The organism is Acidovorax sp. 106 (assembly GCF_003663825.1).
Lineage (GTDB): Bacteria > Pseudomonadota > Gammaproteobacteria > Burkholderiales > Burkholderiaceae_C > Acidovorax.
The window spans coordinates 4,704,541-4,722,576 of sequence record NZ_RCCC01000001.1 but is presented as its reverse complement, the minus strand read 5'-3'; the positions used below and the strand labels follow the sequence as shown (position 1 = coordinate 4,722,576).

18 protein-coding genes are annotated in these 18,036 nt (G+C 65.0%); 15 read left to right on the top strand and 3 right to left on the bottom strand.

Annotated elements, in window-relative coordinates; genetic code table 11:
* The first annotated feature begins 1 nt into the window (after nucleotide 1).
* The 12 genes from C8C98_RS20750 to C8C98_RS20695 all read left to right on the top strand — a co-directional run bounded on the left by C8C98_RS20750 (nucleotide 2) and on the right by C8C98_RS20695 (nucleotide 12,274).
* Nucleotides 2-1,249 carry an aminotransferase class I/II-fold pyridoxal phosphate-dependent enzyme gene (locus tag C8C98_RS20750; protein WP_121455810.1) on the top strand — a complete coding sequence of 416 codons (1,248 nt, stop codon included), beginning with the start codon at nucleotides 2-4 and terminating at the stop codon, nucleotides 1,247-1,249.
* A gap of 71 nt (nucleotides 1,250-1,320) precedes the next feature.
* Complete coding sequence (locus C8C98_RS20745; protein WP_121456431.1) at nucleotides 1,321-2,790, top strand: cobyric acid synthase; 1,470 nt, start codon at nucleotides 1,321-1,323, stop codon at nucleotides 2,788-2,790.
* A 93-nt stretch (nucleotides 2,791-2,883) separates the two neighbouring features.
* Nucleotides 2,884-3,945, top strand: coding sequence for a nicotinate-nucleotide--dimethylbenzimidazole phosphoribosyltransferase (gene cobT / locus C8C98_RS20740; protein WP_121455809.1), 1,062 nt, complete (start codon nucleotides 2,884-2,886; stop codon nucleotides 3,943-3,945).
* A 413-nt stretch (nucleotides 3,946-4,358) separates the two neighbouring features.
* Complete coding sequence (locus C8C98_RS20735; RefSeq protein WP_233574627.1) at nucleotides 4,359-5,261, top strand: alpha/beta hydrolase; 903 nt, start codon at nucleotides 4,359-4,361, stop codon at nucleotides 5,259-5,261.
* Nucleotides 5,262-5,429: 168 nt separating this feature from the next.
* Nucleotides 5,430-6,536 carry an ABC transporter ATP-binding protein gene (locus C8C98_RS20730; RefSeq protein ID WP_121455807.1) on the top strand — a complete coding sequence of 369 codons (1,107 nt, stop codon included), beginning with the start codon at nucleotides 5,430-5,432 and terminating at the stop codon, nucleotides 6,534-6,536.
* Nucleotides 6,537-6,597: 61 nt separating this feature from the next.
* Nucleotides 6,598-7,911, top strand: coding sequence for a PotD/PotF family extracellular solute-binding protein (locus C8C98_RS20725; protein WP_121455806.1), 1,314 nt, complete (start codon nucleotides 6,598-6,600; stop codon nucleotides 7,909-7,911).
* A gap of 291 nt (nucleotides 7,912-8,202) precedes the next feature.
* Nucleotides 8,203-9,117, top strand: coding sequence for an ABC transporter permease (locus C8C98_RS20720; RefSeq protein ID WP_121456430.1), 915 nt, complete (start codon nucleotides 8,203-8,205; stop codon nucleotides 9,115-9,117).
* Nucleotide 9,118: 1 nt separating this feature from the next.
* Nucleotides 9,119-10,006: an ABC transporter permease gene (locus tag C8C98_RS20715; protein WP_121455805.1), complete on the top strand. Its 888-nt coding sequence runs from the start codon at nucleotides 9,119-9,121 to the stop codon at nucleotides 10,004-10,006.
* A 27-nt stretch (nucleotides 10,007-10,033) separates the two neighbouring features.
* Nucleotides 10,034-10,822 (top strand): GntR family transcriptional regulator, encoded by a 789-nt coding sequence (locus C8C98_RS20710; protein ID WP_121455804.1) that lies wholly within the window; start codon nucleotides 10,034-10,036, stop codon nucleotides 10,820-10,822.
* 37 nt (nucleotides 10,823-10,859) lie between these two features.
* On the top strand, nucleotides 10,860-11,606 hold the full coding sequence (locus tag C8C98_RS20705; RefSeq protein WP_121455803.1) for an aspartate/glutamate racemase family protein: 747 nt from the start codon (nucleotides 10,860-10,862) through the stop codon (nucleotides 11,604-11,606).
* 54 nt (nucleotides 11,607-11,660) lie between these two features.
* Entirely contained in the window at nucleotides 11,661-11,885 is a 225-nt protein-coding gene (locus C8C98_RS20700) for an AbrB/MazE/SpoVT family DNA-binding domain-containing protein (protein WP_056169497.1), read from the top strand.
* Nucleotides 11,882-12,274 carry a type II toxin-antitoxin system death-on-curing family toxin gene (locus C8C98_RS20695; RefSeq protein WP_121455802.1) on the top strand — a complete coding sequence of 131 codons (393 nt, stop codon included), beginning with the start codon at nucleotides 11,882-11,884 and terminating at the stop codon, nucleotides 12,272-12,274. The genes C8C98_RS20700 and C8C98_RS20695 overlap by 4 nt, the downstream gene beginning before the upstream one ends.
* Nucleotides 12,275-12,369: 95 nt before the next feature.
* Here the strand turns inward: C8C98_RS20695 and nth are convergent, their stop codons facing one another.
* Nucleotides 12,370-13,008 (bottom strand): endonuclease III, encoded by a 639-nt coding sequence (gene nth / locus C8C98_RS20690; RefSeq protein ID WP_121456429.1) that lies wholly within the window; start codon nucleotides 13,006-13,008, stop codon nucleotides 12,370-12,372.
* 115 nt (nucleotides 13,009-13,123) lie between these two features.
* Between nth and C8C98_RS20685 the strand changes: the two genes are divergently transcribed.
* Both C8C98_RS20685 and C8C98_RS20680 read left to right on the top strand, forming a co-directional pair.
* Nucleotides 13,124-14,314: a PLP-dependent aminotransferase family protein gene (locus C8C98_RS20685; protein ID WP_121455801.1), complete on the top strand. Its 1,191-nt coding sequence runs from the start codon at nucleotides 13,124-13,126 to the stop codon at nucleotides 14,312-14,314.
* Between the two features lie 3 nt (nucleotides 14,315-14,317).
* Entirely contained in the window at nucleotides 14,318-14,551 is a 234-nt protein-coding gene (locus C8C98_RS20680; RefSeq protein WP_121455800.1) for a SlyX family protein, read from the top strand.
* A 117-nt stretch (nucleotides 14,552-14,668) separates the two neighbouring features.
* Here the strand turns inward: C8C98_RS20680 and C8C98_RS20675 are convergent, their stop codons facing one another.
* Nucleotides 14,669-15,931: a sensor domain-containing diguanylate cyclase gene (locus C8C98_RS20675; protein ID WP_121455799.1), complete on the bottom strand. Its 1,263-nt coding sequence runs from the start codon at nucleotides 15,929-15,931 to the stop codon at nucleotides 14,669-14,671.
* Nucleotides 15,932-16,110: 179 nt separating this feature from the next.
* On the opposite strand from C8C98_RS20675, the gene C8C98_RS20670 reads away from it, so the two are divergent.
* Entirely contained in the window at nucleotides 16,111-16,443 is a 333-nt protein-coding gene (locus C8C98_RS20670; RefSeq protein ID WP_121455798.1) for a DUF6172 family protein, read from the top strand.
* An 83-nt stretch (nucleotides 16,444-16,526) separates the two neighbouring features.
* On the opposite strand, the gene C8C98_RS20665 is transcribed toward C8C98_RS20670, so the two are convergent.
* Nucleotides 16,527-17,792 (bottom strand): DEAD/DEAH box helicase, encoded by a 1,266-nt coding sequence (locus tag C8C98_RS20665; RefSeq protein WP_121456428.1) that lies wholly within the window; start codon nucleotides 17,790-17,792, stop codon nucleotides 16,527-16,529.
* Between the last annotated feature and the right edge of the window lie 244 nt (nucleotides 17,793-18,036).

Below are 18,036 nucleotides of genomic sequence, written 5' to 3'. Positions count from 1 at the left end.
CATGCAGCTGCCTTTACCCACTTCTCCCACTTTGCCGGGCGACCACGCCGCCGATGCCCCTCACCGCCTTGTCGGCGTGCACGGCGGCCCTGATGCGCTGGGCGTGCCCGCGCACGACTTCTCGACCAACAGCAACGCCTGCGGCCCGTGCCCTGCGGTGCTGGCCGCCCTGCAGCAGGCCGATGCCACCCGCTACCCCGACCCGGCTTACACCGCGCTGCGCGCCGCGCTGGCGGCGCTGCATGGTGTGGCACCTGGGCGCATCGTGGTGGCGGGCAGCGCGTCTGAGTTCATTCACCGCATCACCACCTGGGCGCAGCTGCAAGGCGCGGCGCAGGTGCTGCTGCCGCCGCACAGCTACGGCGACTACGCCCAGGCGGCCCAGGCCCACAGGCTGGCCGTGCGGCGGCGCGGGGCAGGGGGCGCGGATGGTGCGGATGGCGTGTACGGTGTTCATGTTGCGTCCACCACCCTGCAGTGGGCCTGCGAGCCCGCCAGCCCGCTGGGCACGGTAGATGCCGCGCTGGCTGCATGGCATGCCGCCCCTTTGCCGGGCGGCGTGCGCGTGCTGGACTGCGCCTACCACCCCTTGCGACTAGAGCCCGCTGGCCCCGCTCCCGCACTGCCCGCATCGGCCTGGCAGCTGTGGTCGCCCAACAAGGCTCTGGGCCTGACGGGCGTGCGCGCCGCCTACGCCGTGGCGCCTGCGGGGGCCGAGGGCATGGTGCTGGCGTTGCAAGGCCTGGCGGCATCCTGGCCCGTGGGTGCACACGGCGTGGCCCTGCTGCACGCCTGGGCCACGCCCGCCGTGCAGCAATGGGTGGCGGCCTGCCTGCCCACCTTGCGCCAATGGAAGGCCCGCCAGCAGGCGCTGTGCACCGCGCTGGGCTGGGCCGTGCTGCCCGGCAGTTTGGCCAATTACTTTGTGGCCACGTTGCCCGGCCCCAGCGTGAGCACCGCCGAGACGGTGTTTGGCGATGACCTGCCAGCGCCCCACCCACCCGTTCGGGCCGCGCCTGTCGAAGCCAGGGCGCGCTCTGGCGCCGCACATCTGTGTGGACCTGGGGTAGCGCATCCCGCAACCTCTGCGTTGCAGGCTGCCCTGCGCCAGCACGGTATCAAGCTGCGCGACTGCACCTCTTTCGGCCTACCCGGTGCCGTGCGCTTGGGCGTGTTGCCCCCCGCATCGCAAGACGCTTTGCAGGCCGCCTGGCATGCCGTGCAGGCTGATCCCACCCTAAGAACCTGAATGCACCCATGAATGCCACCGCAAGCGACACTTTGAACGCACCTTCCTCTCGCCCGCTGGCCCGTTGCGTGATGGTGCTGGGCACCACCAGCGGCGCAGGCAAAAGCTGGCTGACCACGGCCCTGTGCCGCTATTACAGCAACCTGGGCCTGAAGGTTGCGCCCTTCAAGGCGCAGAACATGAGCAACAACGCGCGCGTGGTGGCCAGTGAAACGGGCCATGGAGAAATCGGCTCTGCCCAATACTTTCAGGCCCTGGCCGCCCGCGCCGAGCCCGAGGTGCGCATGAACCCGCTGCTGCTCAAGCCCGAGGCCGACACCCACAGCCAGGTCGTGCTGATGGGGCAGGTCAGCGCCGAGCTCACGGCCTTGCCCTGGCGCGGCCGCAGCGCCTTGGTGTGGCCGCACATTGCCGCTGCGCTTGATGCCCTGCGGGCCGAGAACGATGTGGTCGTGATCGAAGGCGCAGGCTCGCCCGCCGAGATCAACCTGCATGCCAACGACATCGTCAACATGCGCGTGGCGCGGCATGTCGGTGCCGCCTGCCTGTTGGTGACTGACATCGACCGGGGCGGCGCCTTTGCCCACCTGTATGGCACCTGGGCGCTGCTGCCTGAGGACGAGCGCGCACTCATCCACGGCTTTGTGCTCAACAAGTTTCGCGGCGACGCCAGCCTGCTCGCCCCCGCGCCGCAAATGCTGCAAGAGCTGACCGGCGTGCCCACCGTGGCCACCATCCCCATGAACTGGCGTCACGGCCTGCCCGAAGAAGACGGCGTGTTTGACGACCGCAGCACTGCTGCTGGAACCGTGCACACCACCGTGGCCGTGGTGGCCTACCCGCGCATCAGCAACCTGGACGAATTCCAGCCCCTGAAAAACGTGCCCGGCGTGCGCCTGCTGTGGGCCCGCAGCCCGGCTGATCTGGCGGGCTTGAAGGCCAGCGACTGGGTGGTGCTGCCTGGCTCCAAGGCCACGGCGGCCGACCTGGCCTGGCTGCGCGCGCAGGGGCTGGACCAGGCCATAGCCCACCATGCAGGGCAGGGCGGTACCGTGCTGGGTGTGTGCGGCGGCCTGCAGATGCTGGGCGAGGCGCTGATCGACACCGCAGGCATTGACGGCAACGCCCCCGGCCTGGGCCTGCTGCCCTTGGTCACCACCTTCGAAGTCGCCAAAACCGTGCAGCGCACCCAGGCGCAGTTTGGCGCGGTGCAGGGGCCTTGGTCTGCGCTGGCCGGGGTGGCGGTGCAGGGTTACGAAATCCACCACGGCCAGACGGCCCAGCACCCGGCCATGGCCGCCAAGGGCGATGTGGCGCGCGAGGTGATCCCTGGCATGTGCTGGCAAAACGCGCAGGGCAACGTGCTGGGCTTGTACCTGCACGGCCTGCTGGAAGACCCCGCCGCACTGCAAGCCCTGTTTGGCCGCGAGGGCGCAGCCCCCGTGCCCACGCTGGATGCCGTGTTTGATGGGTTGGCCGCCATGGCCGAGGCGCACTTTGCCCCGGGCTTCTTGAAAGGCCTCGTTGCGCAGCCCGACTGATCCCCGCATTCGTTGATATCCGTGCTTGCGTGGGGTCGCTGCCCGGCGCAGCATCGGCCCCTTGTTTTTGAACTGACAGCATTGCCGCACACCATGACGAGCTTCACCCTACCCACCATTGCCGATCTTCACGACACTGCCTTCACCGCCCGCCTGCAGCATGTGCTGGACCACAAGACCAAGCCGCTGGGCTCGCTCGGCCAGCTCGAAGCCTTGGCCCTGCGCATAGGCCAAGTGCTGGGCACGGAGGCCCCCGTGCTGCAGCAGCCGCAGATGCTGGTGTGCGCGGGGGACCACGGCTTCGCGGCGAAGGGCGTGTCGGCCTTTCCCAGCGATGTGACCTGGCAGATGGTCGAGAACTTTCTGGCCGGTGGCGCGGCCGTGAGCGTGCTGGCCCGCCAGCACGGCCTGGGCCTGACGGTGGTGGACTGCGGCGTGGCCAAAGACATTGCCTCGCGTGAATCAGTCCCCGGCCAGCCCCGCCTGCTGCTGCGCAAGGTGGCCCCCGGCACGCAAGACGCATCCGTGGGCCCCGCCATGACCGAAGCCCAGTGCCAACAGGCCCTGGCGAATGGCGCCGAGGTGGTGCGCAGCCTGCCCGGCAATGCGCTGCTGCTCGGTGAAATGGGCATTGGCAACACCTCGGTCGCGTCGCTGCTGCTGGCCCGCCTAGGCGGTTTGCCGCTGGCCGATTGCGTGGGCGCAGGTACGGGGCTGGATGCTGCGGGCATCGAGCGCAAGCGCGCCGTGCTGCAGCAGGCGCTGGATGTGAATGCGCAAGCCACCACGCCTCTGGCCGCCTTGGCCGCATTGGGCGGCTTTGAAGTGGCCACTCTGACAGGCGCGGTGCTGCAAGCCGCTGCCGAGCGCCGCGTGATCGTGGTCGATGGTTTCATCACCAGCGCTGCGGTGCTGCTGGCCAGCCGCATCGCGCCAGCGGTGCTGCAGCGCTGCGTGTTTGCCCACCGCTCGGGCGAGCGCGGCCACAGCTTGATGCTGGCGCAGATGCAGGCAGAGCCCTTGCTGGAGCTGGGCCTGCGCCTGGGCGAAGGCTCCGGCGCCGCCCTGGCCTGGCCGCTGCTGCAATCGGCCTGCGCCGTGCTGCGCGAGATGGCGAGCTTTGAATCTGCCGGGGTGGATGGGCAGGTGAAGTGATTCCATTTCTAAATCACCTCTGACGTTGTTGCTTCGCCTTGTCGTGCTTCAGCACTGTCTGCGGCTTCGCGCCTAGTCAGGAATGATTTGGAAATGGAATGAGTGGTACGTAGTGCAGGGGCTTGGGTGTTTTTGCGTGATGGGGTACGAGTCTCAGATGCTTCCCACTCCCTCTCCCCTTGTGGGAGAGGGCCGGGGAGAGGGGGCAATCCCCAGCGCTGCTGTGGATGCAAAGACGGATGACCTCCTTTGAGATATGCACCTACTCAAGTGTTTTGGCCTGTAGCGCTTATCCAATAAGCGCTGGTAGCTATTGAAATGATAGTGAAAGAGACGACGAGCAAAGCAGTTGGGCGCAGTCAGCGCGGTGCGTGTCGCCCGCTGTGCCGCGCCGATGCTGCGTGGGGCGCGCCATGAGCATTCGTCGCTGCGCCGCCATCGTTTTGGCCCTGTGGGTCTGCGCCATGGGCGTGCTGTGGAGTGCGGGGGAATGGCTCAGCCATCCCGCGCACCGCACCATCGGCCCGGCCCCAGCAGACTTTGCGGCGCAATCGGTGCGCATCCCCATCCCAGCGCCGGTGCCCGTTCCTGCGCAAGCAGGGCAGTTTGTGGCTGGGTGGTTCAAGCCAGGGCAGCCCCATGGCGGTGCGGTGTTGTTGCTGCACGGTGTGCGCGCAGACCGCACCCAGATGCTGGCGCGCGCGCGGTTCTTGGCCGCAGCGGGCTACGCCACGCTGTTGGTCGACCTGCCTGCGCACGGTGAGAGCAGTGGCGATCACATCACCTTTGGCGCCCGCGAGGCAGACGGGGTGAAAGCCGCGCTGGCGTTTCTGCGTGCCCAGGCGCCGGGCGAGCGGGTGGCGGTCATCGGGGTGTCGCTCGGGGCGGCCTCCACCGTGCTGGCACTGCCCCAGCCTGCGCCCGATGCGCTGGTTCTGGAGTCGATGTTCCCCACCATCGAAGACGCGGTAGGCAACCGGCTGGCGGGCACGCTGGGGCCCGCGGGCCGCTACCTTGCGCCTTTGCTGTTGTGGCAATTGCCACTGCGGCTGGGCGTGCACACCGCCGATCTGCGCCCGGTGGAGCAGCTGGCACAGTGGCATGCGCCTGTGCTGATTGCTTCAGGCAGCGAAGACCGCCACACCCCCTGGCATGAGACCGAACGCCTGTTTGCCGCAGCGCAGGCGCCCAAGGAACTGTGGAAGGTGCAGGGTGCGGCGCATGTCGATTTGCAGGCCTTTGCTCCTGCGCCTTACGAGCGACGGGTGCTACAGTTTTTGGCAGTGCACTTGCGTGGGGCGCCTCCTGCGCCTTGAGCGGGCTTTGTATTGAGCGCGGTCCTTTGATACCGCCGCCGCAGGCTCGCGCGCGGTGCATGCCACTTGGGCAGGGGCGGGGATATTCCCCGTTGCAGTGCATTTTGTATACAAAACAGTGCATGCATTGTGCGCAAAGTTGGCACGGCGCTTGCGTAGTGCATTGGCATGCAAGCCCACACCTCTGCACCCGCACCTTCGCAACCCTCCGCCCAAGCCGCATCGGCGCCCGCTGGCATTGAAGTCGTCGCGCTGACCAAGCGCTACGCCAGCGGCAAGCCCGCCGTGGATGCCATCAACCTGCGCATTCCCAGCGGCAGCTACTGCTGCCTGCTGGGCCCTTCGGGCTGCGGCAAGAGCACCACCTTGCGCATGATGGCGGGGCACGAGTCAGTCACCAGCGGCGACATCCTGCTGGAGAACCGCAACATCACCGATCTGCCCGCCGCCGCACGCGGCACGGCCATGATGTTTCAGAGCTTTGCGCTGTTTCCGCACCTCTCGGCGCTCGATAACGTGGCCTTTAGCCTCAAGATGAAAGGCGTGGCCAAGGCCGAACGCCAGGCGCGGGCGCGTGACCTGCTCGAGCGCGTGGCGCTGGGCCACCTGGCCGATCGCAAGCCTGCCGAACTCTCGGGCGGGCAGCAGCAGCGCGTGGCGCTGGCGCGCGCCCTCATCACCGAGCCGCGCGTGCTGCTGCTCGATGAGCCGCTGTCGGCGCTCGACCCCTTCCTGCGCATCCAGATGCGTGCCGAGCTGCGCCGCTGGCAAAAGGAACTGGGCCTGACCTTCATCCACGTCACCCACAGCCAGGAAGAGGCCATGGCCCTGGCCGACACCATGGTGGTGATGAACCACGGCGTGATCGAGCAAGTGGGCAGCCCGCACGAGGTCTACAACCGGCCTGCCAATGAATTCGTGGCGCGCTTCATGGGCGGGCACAACGTGATCGACACGCCGGACGGCAAGGTGGGGGTGCGCACCGACCATGTGCAGGTGGCCGCCGCTGGCGTGGCGCTGCCGCCTGGCGCGCAGCACATGCTGGCCGTGGTGACCGATGTGGAGTACCAAGGCACCTATGTGCTGCTGGGCCTGCAAAAGCAAGGCGTGGCGTTGTCGGCCAATGCCACGGCGGCTTACTCGGTCATGGTGTCTGAGGCCGCCTATGCCGCAGCCCCTTACGTGGTGGGGCAGGCGGTGCAACTGCACTGGCAGCCGCACCAGGCGCACCCGCTGTCTGCACCGCATACCGAGCCTGCCGCTGTTGCTGCCTGATTCCGATTTCCGTTCGCTTTCCCTGTTCCGTTCCCCCAACCGCAACCCAAGGAGTTTTTCCATGTCCGATGATTCCCGTGCCGATTCCCCCGCTGTTGTCACCGAAGCCGCTGGCGTGATCCGTGAAGCCACTGGTGTGGCTCGCCGCTCGCTGCTCAAGGGCACGGCGGGCATCCTGGCCGCAGGCATGTTCCCGGCCGTGCACTCGCAGGAAAAGATCGTGCTGCGCTACCTGGGCACGGCGGTGAACCAGGACAAGGCGATTGCCGAAAAGTTCAAGGCCGACACCGGCATCGAGATCCAGTACGTGGCCGTGACCACTGACGACGTGACCAAGCGCGCCGTCACCGCGCCCAACAGCTTCGATCTGATCGACACCGAGTACTTCTCGCTGAAAAAGATCGTGCCCACGGGCAACCTCAAGGGCATCGACACCAAGCGCATCAAGAACGCCGACAAGATCACCACGCTGTTCACCACCGGCATGGTGGCGGGCAAGGCCGTGGGCGACCAGGGCACGGCGCCCAAGAAGGTGATCTACCTCGAAGGCGAAAAGTCCAAGAAATTCGCGACTGCGCCCACGCAGTTCATGAGCCTGATCCCCACCGTGTACAACGCCGACACGCTGGGCATCCGCCCTGATTTGATCAAGCGCCCCATCAACTCTTGGGCCGAGCTGCTCAACCCCGAGTTCAAGGGCAAGACAGCCATCTTGAACATCCCGAGCATCGGCATCATGGACGCTGCGATGGTCGTGGAGGCCATGGGCATCTACAAGTACCCCGACAAGGGCAACATGACCAAGAAGGAGATTGATCTCACGATCAAGACCCTGATCGAAGCCAAGAAGCAGGGCCAGTTCCGCGCGCTGTGGAAGGACTTCAACGAGTCGGTGAACCTGATGGCGTCGGGCGAAGTGGTGATCCAGTCGATGTGGAGCCCGGCCGTCACCGCCGTGCGCACCAAGGGCATCGCCTGCAACTTCCAGCCCCTGAAGGAAGGCTACCGCGCCTGGGCGGCGGGCTTTGGCCTGCCTGCCACGCTGAGCGGCCGCAAGCTCGATGGCGCGTACGAGTTCATCAACTGGTTCCTGGACGGCTGGGCCGGTGCCTACCTGAACCGCCAGGGCTACTACAGCGCTGTGCTGGAGACGGCCAAGTCCAAGATGGAAGCCTACGAGTGGGCCTACTGGATGGAAGGCAAGCCCGCCACGCAAGACATCAAGAGCCCGAACGGCGACGTGCTGGCCAAGGTCGGTGCGGTGCGCGATGGCGGCAGCTACGAGTCGCGCATGGGCGGTATTGCTTGCTGGAATGCGCTGATGGATGAGAACAACTACATGGTCCAGAAATGGAACGAATTTGTAGCAGCTTGAGGGGCTGAGGGCTGTGCCCTGGCTTCGACAGGCTCAGCCTGAACGGTTTGGGGGAGCGCGCCCACTTCCCTCCGCCCGTTCGCACTGAGCTTGTCGAAGTGCCGACTCAGGTGCTTGTTCTTGATGCCGATCTGTTTTCAGTAAACCCCTCAACCGTTCACTGAGCGCAGTCGAAGCGCCGCGCAAGGCTTCGACAGGCTCAGCCCGAACGGGTGGTTGGATCGACCATCGAACACCCATTCCAATGAAGCACCACGCTCCTATGAGCCCACCTTGCCTGAATTGATTGCCATGAGCACGACCACCACACCGTCCCTACCTGCTGCTGCCGTCCCCGGGCGCAGCATTGCCGCCTGGTGGCAGGCTGCGCCATTCACGTTGGTGTTCGCGCTGTTTTTCCTTGTCCCGCTCGCGCTGATCGTGATGGTCAGTTTTTGGGACTTCAACGAATACGAGCTGTTGCCCGGCTTCACGTTCAAGAACTACGTGTCGATCTTCGCGGGCTGTGGCGATGCGTCAGAGGGCCTGTGCGTCACGCTCAAGACGTATTACTCCACGCTCAAGTTCAGTTTTTTGGTGTGGCTCATCACGCTGGTGATCGGCTTTACCGTGGCCTATTTTTTGGCCTTCCATGTGCGGTCGCCCGGCATGCAGACGCTGCTGTTCGTGCTGTGCACCATTCCGTTCTGGACATCCAACGTGATCCGCATGATTTCGTGGGTGCCGCTGCTGGGGCGCAATGGTTTGGTCAACCAGACGTTGGTGGGCATGAACCTCATCGAGACGCCCATTGAGTGGCTGCTGTTCTCGGATTTCTCGGTAGTGCTGGCCTTTGTGCACCTGTACACCATGTTCATGATCGTGCCCATCTTCAACAGCATGATGCGCATCGACCGCAGCCTCATCGAAGCCGCCAGCGACAGCGGCGCGAGTGGCTGGCAGACGCTGTGGAATGTGATTGTTCCGCTCTCGCGCACTGGCATCATCATTGGCTCGATTTTTGTCATCACCATCGTTATGGGTGACTTTGTGACGATTGGCGTGATGGGCGGCCAGCAGATCGCGTCCATCGGCAAGATCATTCAGGTGCAGACGTCTTATCTGCAGTTTCCGCTGGCGGCGGCCAATGCCGTGATTTTGCTGGCCGTGGTGCTGATGATCATCTGGGGCCTCACGCGCCTCGTAGACATTCGCAAGGAGCTGTGAGATGAAAGTCCGTGAATCTCGTCCCGCCAGCTTCTGGCCCCTGGCCATCTTTTTTGCGCTGTTCGTGCTGTTCATGTACGGGCCCATGTTCGTCATCTTCATCCTGAGCTTCCAGGGCCCAGAGGGTGGGCTCACTTTCCCCATGCGCGGCGTTTCGCTGCACTGGTTCTCCAAGCTGGCCGAAGGGCTGGGCGTGGTGGACATTGGCGCGGCGCTGTGGCGTTCGCTGGGTCTGGGCCTGGCAGTGATGCTGTGCACGGTGGTGCTGTCGGTGCTGGCGGGCTTGGCGTTTCGCAAGCGGTTGGCAGGGGGCAACACGCTGTTCTTCATTGTGGTGGCCAGCCTGATCATGCCGTCCATCATCGTGTCGCTGGGCATCGGGCTGGAGTTCCGGCTCATCGACAACGGCATCAAGGCGGTGCTGGAATGGTTGGGCATGGAGAGTGCGCTGGAGGGCTACGGCACATCGCTCGGCCTGTTCACATCGGCCCTGGGCGCTCACCTGACCTGGACGCTGCCGTTCGGCCTGCTCATCATGTTTGCGGTGTTCAACCGCTTCAACCCTGCGTATGAAGAAGCCGCGCGCGACTTGGGTGCCACGCCCTGGCAGGGCTTTGCGCACGTGGTGCTGCCGTTGATTGCGCCCTCCGTGGTGGGCATTGGCATGTTCGGCTTCACGCTCAGCTGGGATGAGATTGCCCGCACCTCGCAGGCCATTGGCGACGTGAACACGCTGCCGCTCGAGCTGCAGGGCCTGACCAGCACGGTGACCACGCCGTCCATCTATGCGCTGGGCACGCTGACCACTGTGGTGTCTTTTGTGGTCATGGGCATCACGTTGGCGCTGGTGTGGGCATTGGGCCGCAGGCGCAAGGGCCGCGCGGGTTAAAAACGGCGCCCACCTGCATCAGCCTTTATGACCAACCCCATTTCCAAGCCCCGGCGCACTCGCGCTGCAGCGACCTCGCCACGCGTACGGGCCTCTGTTCAGCCTTCTCTTGAGCCCGAGGTAGCAGCCCAGCTCAGCGACAACGACATGTACGACCGCATGGTCTCGGCCATCCTTGACCACCGCCTGCCGCCCGGCACGAAGCTGGTGGAAGACAAGCTGGCAGCGGCCTTTGGCGTGTCACGCACCCGCGTGCGCCCTGTGCTGGTGCGCTTGGCCAATGAACAGGTGGTCACGCTCACGCCCAACCGGGGCGCATCCATTGCCCAGCCCACGCCGCAAGAGGCGCTGGAAGTGTTCGAGGCCCGCCGTCTGCTGGAGCCACGCTTGGTAGAGCTGTTCATTGCCAATGCCACCGACGCCGACATCGCCGCGCTGCGTACCTGCATCGACGACGAAGAGGCCGCTCGTGCCAGCGGCGACATGCGGCGCGCCATCCGCCTCTCGGGCGACTTTCACCTGCACATTGCGCAGGCCGCAGGGCACCAGACGCTGGGGCGCATCCTGCGCGAGCTGGTTTCGCGCACCTCGCTCATCCTCATGACTTATAGCCCCAGCCACGCGCAGACCCGCGAAGAAGCCACGGCCTGCGGCTGCCGCGAGCACCGCGCGCTGATCGACGCCATTCGCCTGCGCGACCCCAAAGAGGCGGCCCGTCGCATGCTGGACCACCTGGTGCGCATCGAAGCGCAGCTGGAGTTCACGCCCCCGTCTGCCGACGCACCCGATCTGGCTCAGATGCTGGGTGGCGTTTGATTCTGGTCCCTTTGATCCTGTTCACCTTGCTTACTCCATGCGTCAACTGCTTGTCATCAACCCCAACACTTCGGCCCATGTCAGCGCGTTACTGCAGCAGCATGTGCAGGGGGCGGCAGGCTCGCATGTGGCGGTGCGCACGGCCACGGCACGCTTTGGCGCGCCCTATATTGCGTGCGAAGCCAGCTACGCCGTGGCGGCCCATGCGCTGCTGGATGCCTGGGCACACGACCTGGCCCAGCCGGGGCCGCAAGCCGATGCCGTGCTGATCGGCTGCTTTGGTGACCCTGGCCTCATGGCGCTGCGCGAGAGCAGCCCCGTGCCCGTCACGGGCCTGGCCGAAGCATCGTTCATCGAAGCGGCTCGCCACGGCCGCTTTGCCATCGTGACGGGCGGCGAGCGCTGGGGCCCCATGCTGCAGCGCCTGGCGCAAGCGCTGGGCCATGCCCATGGACTGGCAGGCATCCACACCGTGGCCCCCACCGGGGCGCAATTGGCGGCAGAGCCCGCAGCCGCCCGCGCGCTGCTGGCCCAAGCGTGCCGCGACGTGGTGCGCCAGATGGGCGTGCAGGCTGTCATCTTGGGTGGGGCAGGGCTCGCCGGTATGGCCGCTGCGGTGCAGCCGCAGGTGTCGGTGCCCGTCATCGACAGCGTGGTAGCAGGTGCCACCTGGGCCCTGCGCGCCCATCCCGTTCCGCCTGAGCGCAAGGTGGCGGGGTTTGATGTGGCGTGGGCGGGGGTGTCGCGGGAGATGGCTGCGCTGGGGTTGAATCGCGTGGTTTGACGTTGCGGGGAGGAAAGTCTAGTATTACGTTTGTAATTACCTGGAGGTTCTTCCATGCACACCCTCAAACTCACCCAAGTCGGTAACTCCGTGGGAGCCATTTTCCCTAAGGAATTGCTGGCGCGATTGCAACTGGAAAAGGGTGATGAGTTGTATGTGACGGAGTCGCCCGATGGCTTGCGTATCACCACCCACAACCCTGAGTTTGAAGCCCAGATGCGCGTGGCGCGCGAGATCATGAAAGAGCGCCGCGCTGTGTTGCACGAGCTGGCCAAATGAGCCAGTGGGTCTGGCTAGACCGTGCCGTCATCGTTGCCATCCATGAAATGCAACTGGCCGAGCACGGTGGCGGTGCGGGCGTGCGGGATGCTGGTTTGCTCGATTCAGCGCTGGGCAAGCCGCTTCATCTGAGCCACTACGGCGAGCCGCCACCTGATGCTGCTGCGCTGGCTGCTTCTTACGGCTATGGGATTTCGCGCAACCATCCTTTTATCGATGGAAACAAGCGCACGGGCTTTGTGGCAGCCGAGCTCTTTTTGCGTCTCAATGGGTGGGCGCTGGCCGTTGACGACGCATCGTGCGTGCTCACCATGCTGGCCGTCGCCGCTGGAGACATCACCGAGGAAGCCTTCGCCGCCTGGCTGCGGGAGCATGTCGTGGCTCGGTGATGTGAGTTGCAGTATTTTTGGCCGCTAGCGCCTATCTAATAAGCGCTGGCAGCTATAAAAATAGAAGCGGTTCCCCCCGCTTTCCTGTCTTCTCTTTAAGCAGCCAGCGTCTTCGGCTGGTGGTCGCAATACTGGCTCACTGCACATTCCCAGCAGCGCGGCTTGCGTGCCTGGCACACATAGCGGCCATGCAAGATGAGCCAGTGGTGCGAGTCCACCGCGTAGGCTGCTGGCACGCGTTTCATCAATTGCAGCTCCACCGCCAGCGGGTTCTTGCCCCGTGCCAGGCCCGTGCGGTTGCTCACGCGAAAGATGTGCGTGTCCACCGCCATGGTGGGTTGGCCAAAGGCCACGTTCAGCACTACGTTGGCGGTCTTGCGGCCCACGCCGGGCAGCAGCTCCAGCTCTTCGCGCGTGCGGGGCACCACGCCGCCGTGGCGCTCCACCAGGATGCGGCAGGTTTCCATCAGGTTCTTGGCCTTGGTGCGGTACAGGCCGATAGTCTTGACGTAGCCCTCCAGGCGTTCCAATCCCAGCTCCAGAATGGCCTGCGGCGTACCCGCCACGGGAAACAGTTTGCGCGTGGCCTTGTTCACCCCCACATCGGTGGCCTGGGCCGATAGCAGCACGGCGGCCAGCAGCTCGAACACGGTGGTGTATTCCAGCTCGGTGTTGGGCAGGGGGTTGGCTGCTTTCAGCGTGGCAAAAAACGGTTCGATCATCGTGGTTTTCATGCCGCGCAGTGTAGGGGCTGGCGCCGGTTTGCGCGCAGGCTGCGGCTGAGCAGGAAACCTGCGCGCCAATTGGCGACAATGCAGGGTCCATAGCCATTTTTCTTCAGCACACGCCATGCAATTTGCCGACCGCCTGAACAACGTAGAAACCTCCGCCATCCGCGAACTTTTCAAGCTGCTGGGCAAGCCCGGCATCATCAGCTTTGCGGGCGGATTCCCGGACAGCGCGATGTTTGACGTGGACGGCATCCGGGCGGCCAGCAACGCCGCCCTGGCCGAAGAGCCTGGCGCCGCGCTGCAGTACGGCGCGACCGAAGGCTACAACCCGCTGCGCGAACAACTGGCGGCCTTCATGGGCAGCAAGGGGGCCAAGGACGTGGCGGCCGACAACCTCATCGTCACCACCGGCAGCCAGCAGGCGCTGGATCTGCTGGGCAAGACGCTCATCAGCCCCGGCGACAAGGTCATCGTGGAAGGCCCCACCTTTCTGGCCACCATCCAGTGTTTTCGCCTGTATGGTGCTGAACTGATCAGCGCCCCCATCGATGGCAATGGTGTGAAGACCGACGAGCTGGAAAAGCTGATTGCCGAACACAAGCCCAAGTTTGTCTACCTGATCCCCACCTTCGGTAACCCCAGCGGCGCCATGCTGAGCCTGGAGCGCCGCAAGGCTGTGCTGGAGATGGCTGTGAAGCACAACACCCTGATCGTCGAGGACGACCCCTACGGCGACCTGTACTTCGGCGAAGCCCCGCCGCCCAGCTTGCTCAACCTGTCGGCCACGGTGCCCGGCAGCCGCGAGCTGTTGGTGCACTGCGGCAGTTTGAGCAAGGTGCTGTCGCCCGGCCTGCGCGTTGGCTGGATGATTGCTCCGGCCGAGCTGCTAGGCAAGGCCACCATGTGCAAGCAGTTCAGCGACGCGCACACCAGCACGTTTGCCCAGGCCACGGCCGCGCAATACCTCAAGGCCGGCCGCATGCCAGGCACGCTGGCCAATGTGCGCAAGGTCTACGCCGAGCGCGCCCAGGCCATGGGCGATGCGCTGCGCAAGGAGCTGGGAGATGCCATCGAGTTTGTGCAACCCCAGGGCGGCTTGTTTGTGTGGGCGCGCCTGACGGGTGCGGGCGGTAAGGTGGCCGACGGCAATGTGCTGGCCAAGCGCGCCATTGAAAAGGGTGTGGCCTTTGTGCCCGGCACGCCGTTTTTCTGCGCCAACCCTGACCATGCGACCTTCCGCCTGTCGTTCGCTACGGCCGACGTGGACAAGATCCGCGAAGGCGTGGCGCGCCTAGGCCAGGCCATTTAAAGCATGCCAGACGCCAACGCCAACGACCTGGATCAGGTGCACCAGCGCCTGGAGAGCCTGGAGATCAAGGCCAGCTACACCGAGGACTTGCTGGACCAGCTCAACATGACGATCTACCAACAGCAGCAGTTGATAGAGCGGCTGGTGGAGGAGATCAAAACCCTGCGCCAGCAGGTGCCTGATGGGGGAAGCGGCAGCGTGCGCAATCTGCGCGACGAACTGCCCCCGCATTACTGAAGCGCGATGAAAGCATCCACCGCGCGCCCTTGGGTGCGCTGGGTGGATGCGTGCCAGTGGCCGGGCTCCTCGGCGTCGGTGTACTGAGCTGGTTGGTCGGGCGGCGGCTCCTCGGCATCAGCCCACTTCGTGCTCTGCCGACGCAATCTGGTTGCGTCCCCGGTTCTTGGCCAGGTACAGCGCCTGGTCGGCGCGGTCCAGCATGTCGCGCAGACTGCGGTCTGTGGTGCGGATGGCGCCCATCCCCAGGCTGGCGGTGATGTGGTACGGGTTGCCAGTTTCGTCCCGCAGTTCCAAGTCTGCAACGCCTTGCAGGATGCGGGTTGCGACTTCCACGGCCTCGGTCGCGGAGGTCAGCGGCAACAGTACACCAAACTCTTCACCGCCCAGCCGCCCCACGATGTCAGACGCGCGCAGGTGCACCCTGACGGCGTGGGCGAACTCCACCAAGGCCCTGTCGCCCTCGAGGTGGCCCAGGCGGTCGTTGATGGCCTTGAAGTGGTCCAGGTCCAGCATCAGCAGGGTGAGCGGCTCGGTATGCGTGCGTGCGCGCTCGTAGATGGCCGTGGCGGTTTCCAAAAAAGCCCGCCGATTGGCCATGCCGGTCAGCATGTCGGTGGTGGCCAGGCGGTGCAGTTCGCGCTCCAGGTTTTTGCGCTGGGTGACGTCGCGGTAGATCCCTTCCACCCCCGCAAAATTGCCAGCGTGGTCGTACAGCAGGTGGCTGCTGATGGAAATGTCGATGATGGAGCCGTCGCGCCGCACCATCTGCCCCGGGAAGTCTGAGACCTCGCCTTTCTCCATGATGGCGGCCTTGAAGGCGTCTCGGTCGGAGCTTTGGGGGTAGTACGACTCTGCCGTGCGTCCCTCGATCTCGTGGGGCTCGTAGCCCAGCACCCGCCGCACCCCTGGGCCTACGTGCAGTACCACGCCCTGGCTGTCGGTGCGGTAGTAGACGTCCTGCATGTTCTCAAACAGGCGACGGAAGTTTTGCTCGCTCTCGCGCAGCTGCGCCTGGATCTCACTTTGGTGGGTCATGTCCAGCCCGCACATCAGCACGGCGGGGGCTCCTTGCCACTCAATGGCTACGCTGGAGATCAGCACCATCCGCAACTGGCCTTTGGCAGTGCGGATGCGGAATTCGGAGGATTTGTTGGGGCGGCCTTCCTGGTCGGGCTCGGCCACTTGCTGGATACGGTTGGTGGAGCGCACCTGGTCCATGGGGTGCACAAATTCGCCGGACTGGTGGCCCACAAGATCTGCTGCGCTGCCCGCCTGTAGCAACGCCACGGCGGCGGCATTGGCAAAGCAGATTTTGCCCTCCTGCGTGATGAGCACGGCCCCGGGCAGCACCTGCAACAGATCGGCGTTGTGCGACATTGGTTTGGAACAATCCAAAGTGTTGCAACATTTTGGCACCCGAATCGCCTGGATGGAATTCATTTTGGTGCGTGCAGGCCCTGTGCAAGTCCTGTGCGCGTCACTCGGCTTACCCCGCTTGGGGGTATGAAATGCTCAAACCGGGGCGCCCGGGGTGACCACAAGCGGTACCATCGCCCATGAGAAAAACTTTCCAACTCCACGTTGAAGGCAAGAACCGCGACCGCGTTCTGGACGCCGTCAAGCATGAAATCCGCAAATACATCAAGCGTGAGCGCCGCCGTGATGTGCCAGAGGGCGCCCATTTTTGGGACTTTGATTGCCGCTTTGGGCTGAGCAAGGACGCTGCTGAAGCAGTGCACCTGTCGGCGCTGACGGAGCGCATCAACGCCGTGGCGGCAGAGGGTGGGGCGCAGTTTTACGTGGAGATCCTGGCCAAGCCCGGGGTGCGCAAACCGCGTGCGCCTGGCGAAACGGACGATGCCGAGCCAGACGATTTCGACGCGGAGTGAGTACCAGGGGGCAGAAGGCCCCCTGATTGCATTCGGTGTTTGACCGTTTTTTCTGCGAAAGCAGGAAGCAGCCTGGGCGGCAGTCAGCCTTTTTGGGGGCCCACCGTACCTGATGTGCCTGCTGCCAGGGCGGCAGCGGCGCGCAGTTTGTCTTTTTTGCTGGGCCGTTTGCCCTTGATGCCGCCGTTGCCCTCACCCCTGTCTTGCACGGGTGGCTCGGTCGGCTCGAAGCCCGCTACCGTCTCGCGCGGCAGGCTCAGGTTTTGCCGCTTTTCAATCAGCCGGAAATGCGCCTCTGACTCTGCGGTGACAAAGCTCACGGCCACGCCGCTTTCGCCCGCGCGGCCGGTGCGGCCAATGCGGTGGGTGTAGTCGTCGGTCGAGCGGGGCAGGTCGTAGTTCACCACGGCATGCAGTTGCGCAATGTCAATGCCCCGGGCGGCGAGGTCGGTGGTGACCACCACCTGCCAGCGTTCATCCTTGAATTCCTGCAGCACCTGGGTGCGTGCGCCTTGGCTCAACCCGCCATGGAAAGGTGATGCGTAGATGCCCGCTTTGTAGAGCTTTTCGGCAATGTGCTCTGCCGCATATTGGGTGGCCACAAACACCAGCACGCGCGACCATTGGTGTTGCTCGACCAGGTGCTTGAGCAACTGGGTGCGCCGGGGGGCATCGACGGCAATCGCGCGCTGGGCGATGTCTGGCTGTGTTTGTTCGGTGGGGGCAATGTCCACGCGCACGGGCTCGCGCAGCAGGCTGTGGGCCAGTGCCTGCACCGGCGGGGCGAAGGTGGCTGAGAAGAACAGGTTTTGCCTGCGCTCGGGCAGCAAGTCCAGCACCGCTTGCAGTTCCTCGGCAAACCCCAGGTCCAGCAGGCGGTCTGCTTCGTCCAGCACCAGGTGCTGCACCTGGCCCAGCCGCAGCGCGTTGTGCTGCACCAGGTCCAGCAGGCGCCCCGGCGTGGCCACCACCACATCAGCCCCGCCGCGCAGGCGCATCATCTGCGGGTTGATGGAAACGCCGCCGTACACCACGGCCACCTTGATGGGATGGGCCAGGCGTTGCGCCAGCAGGGTGATCACTTCGCCGACCTGCGAGGCCAGTTCGCGTGTGGGCACCAGTATCAGCACCTGGGTGTTGCGCTGCTGCGCTTCGGTTTGCAGCATCTGCAGCAGGGGCAGGGCAAAAGCGGCGGTCTTGCCAGAACCTGTCTGGGCGCAGCCCAGCAGGTCTTGCCCCTTCAAAACGACAGGAATGGCCGCCGCCTGTACCGGCGTGGGGGCTGTGAAGCCGCTGGCTGCTGCCGCGTCGACGAGGGCGGGGGAGAGACCGAGAGAAGCAAAAGGCATGGCGTGTAGCGCTGGGACGGCGGCAAGGTGGCGCGCAATGCGCGGTAGGGCAAAAGAGACACTGGGGTGGTTGGCACCACCCATGGAGGGCTGGGCGACGCAGGTTCCCACAATGCCGTGCGGCTGGGTCGTCGAGAGACTGCGGCGGGGCGCGGAGTTGGCGCCGATCCCCCGATTGTGAGGCACAGGGTAGCGGGTCGCGCCAAGCGGTCGAGGTTTTCACGCATTGGGCCTGGTGCGCTGG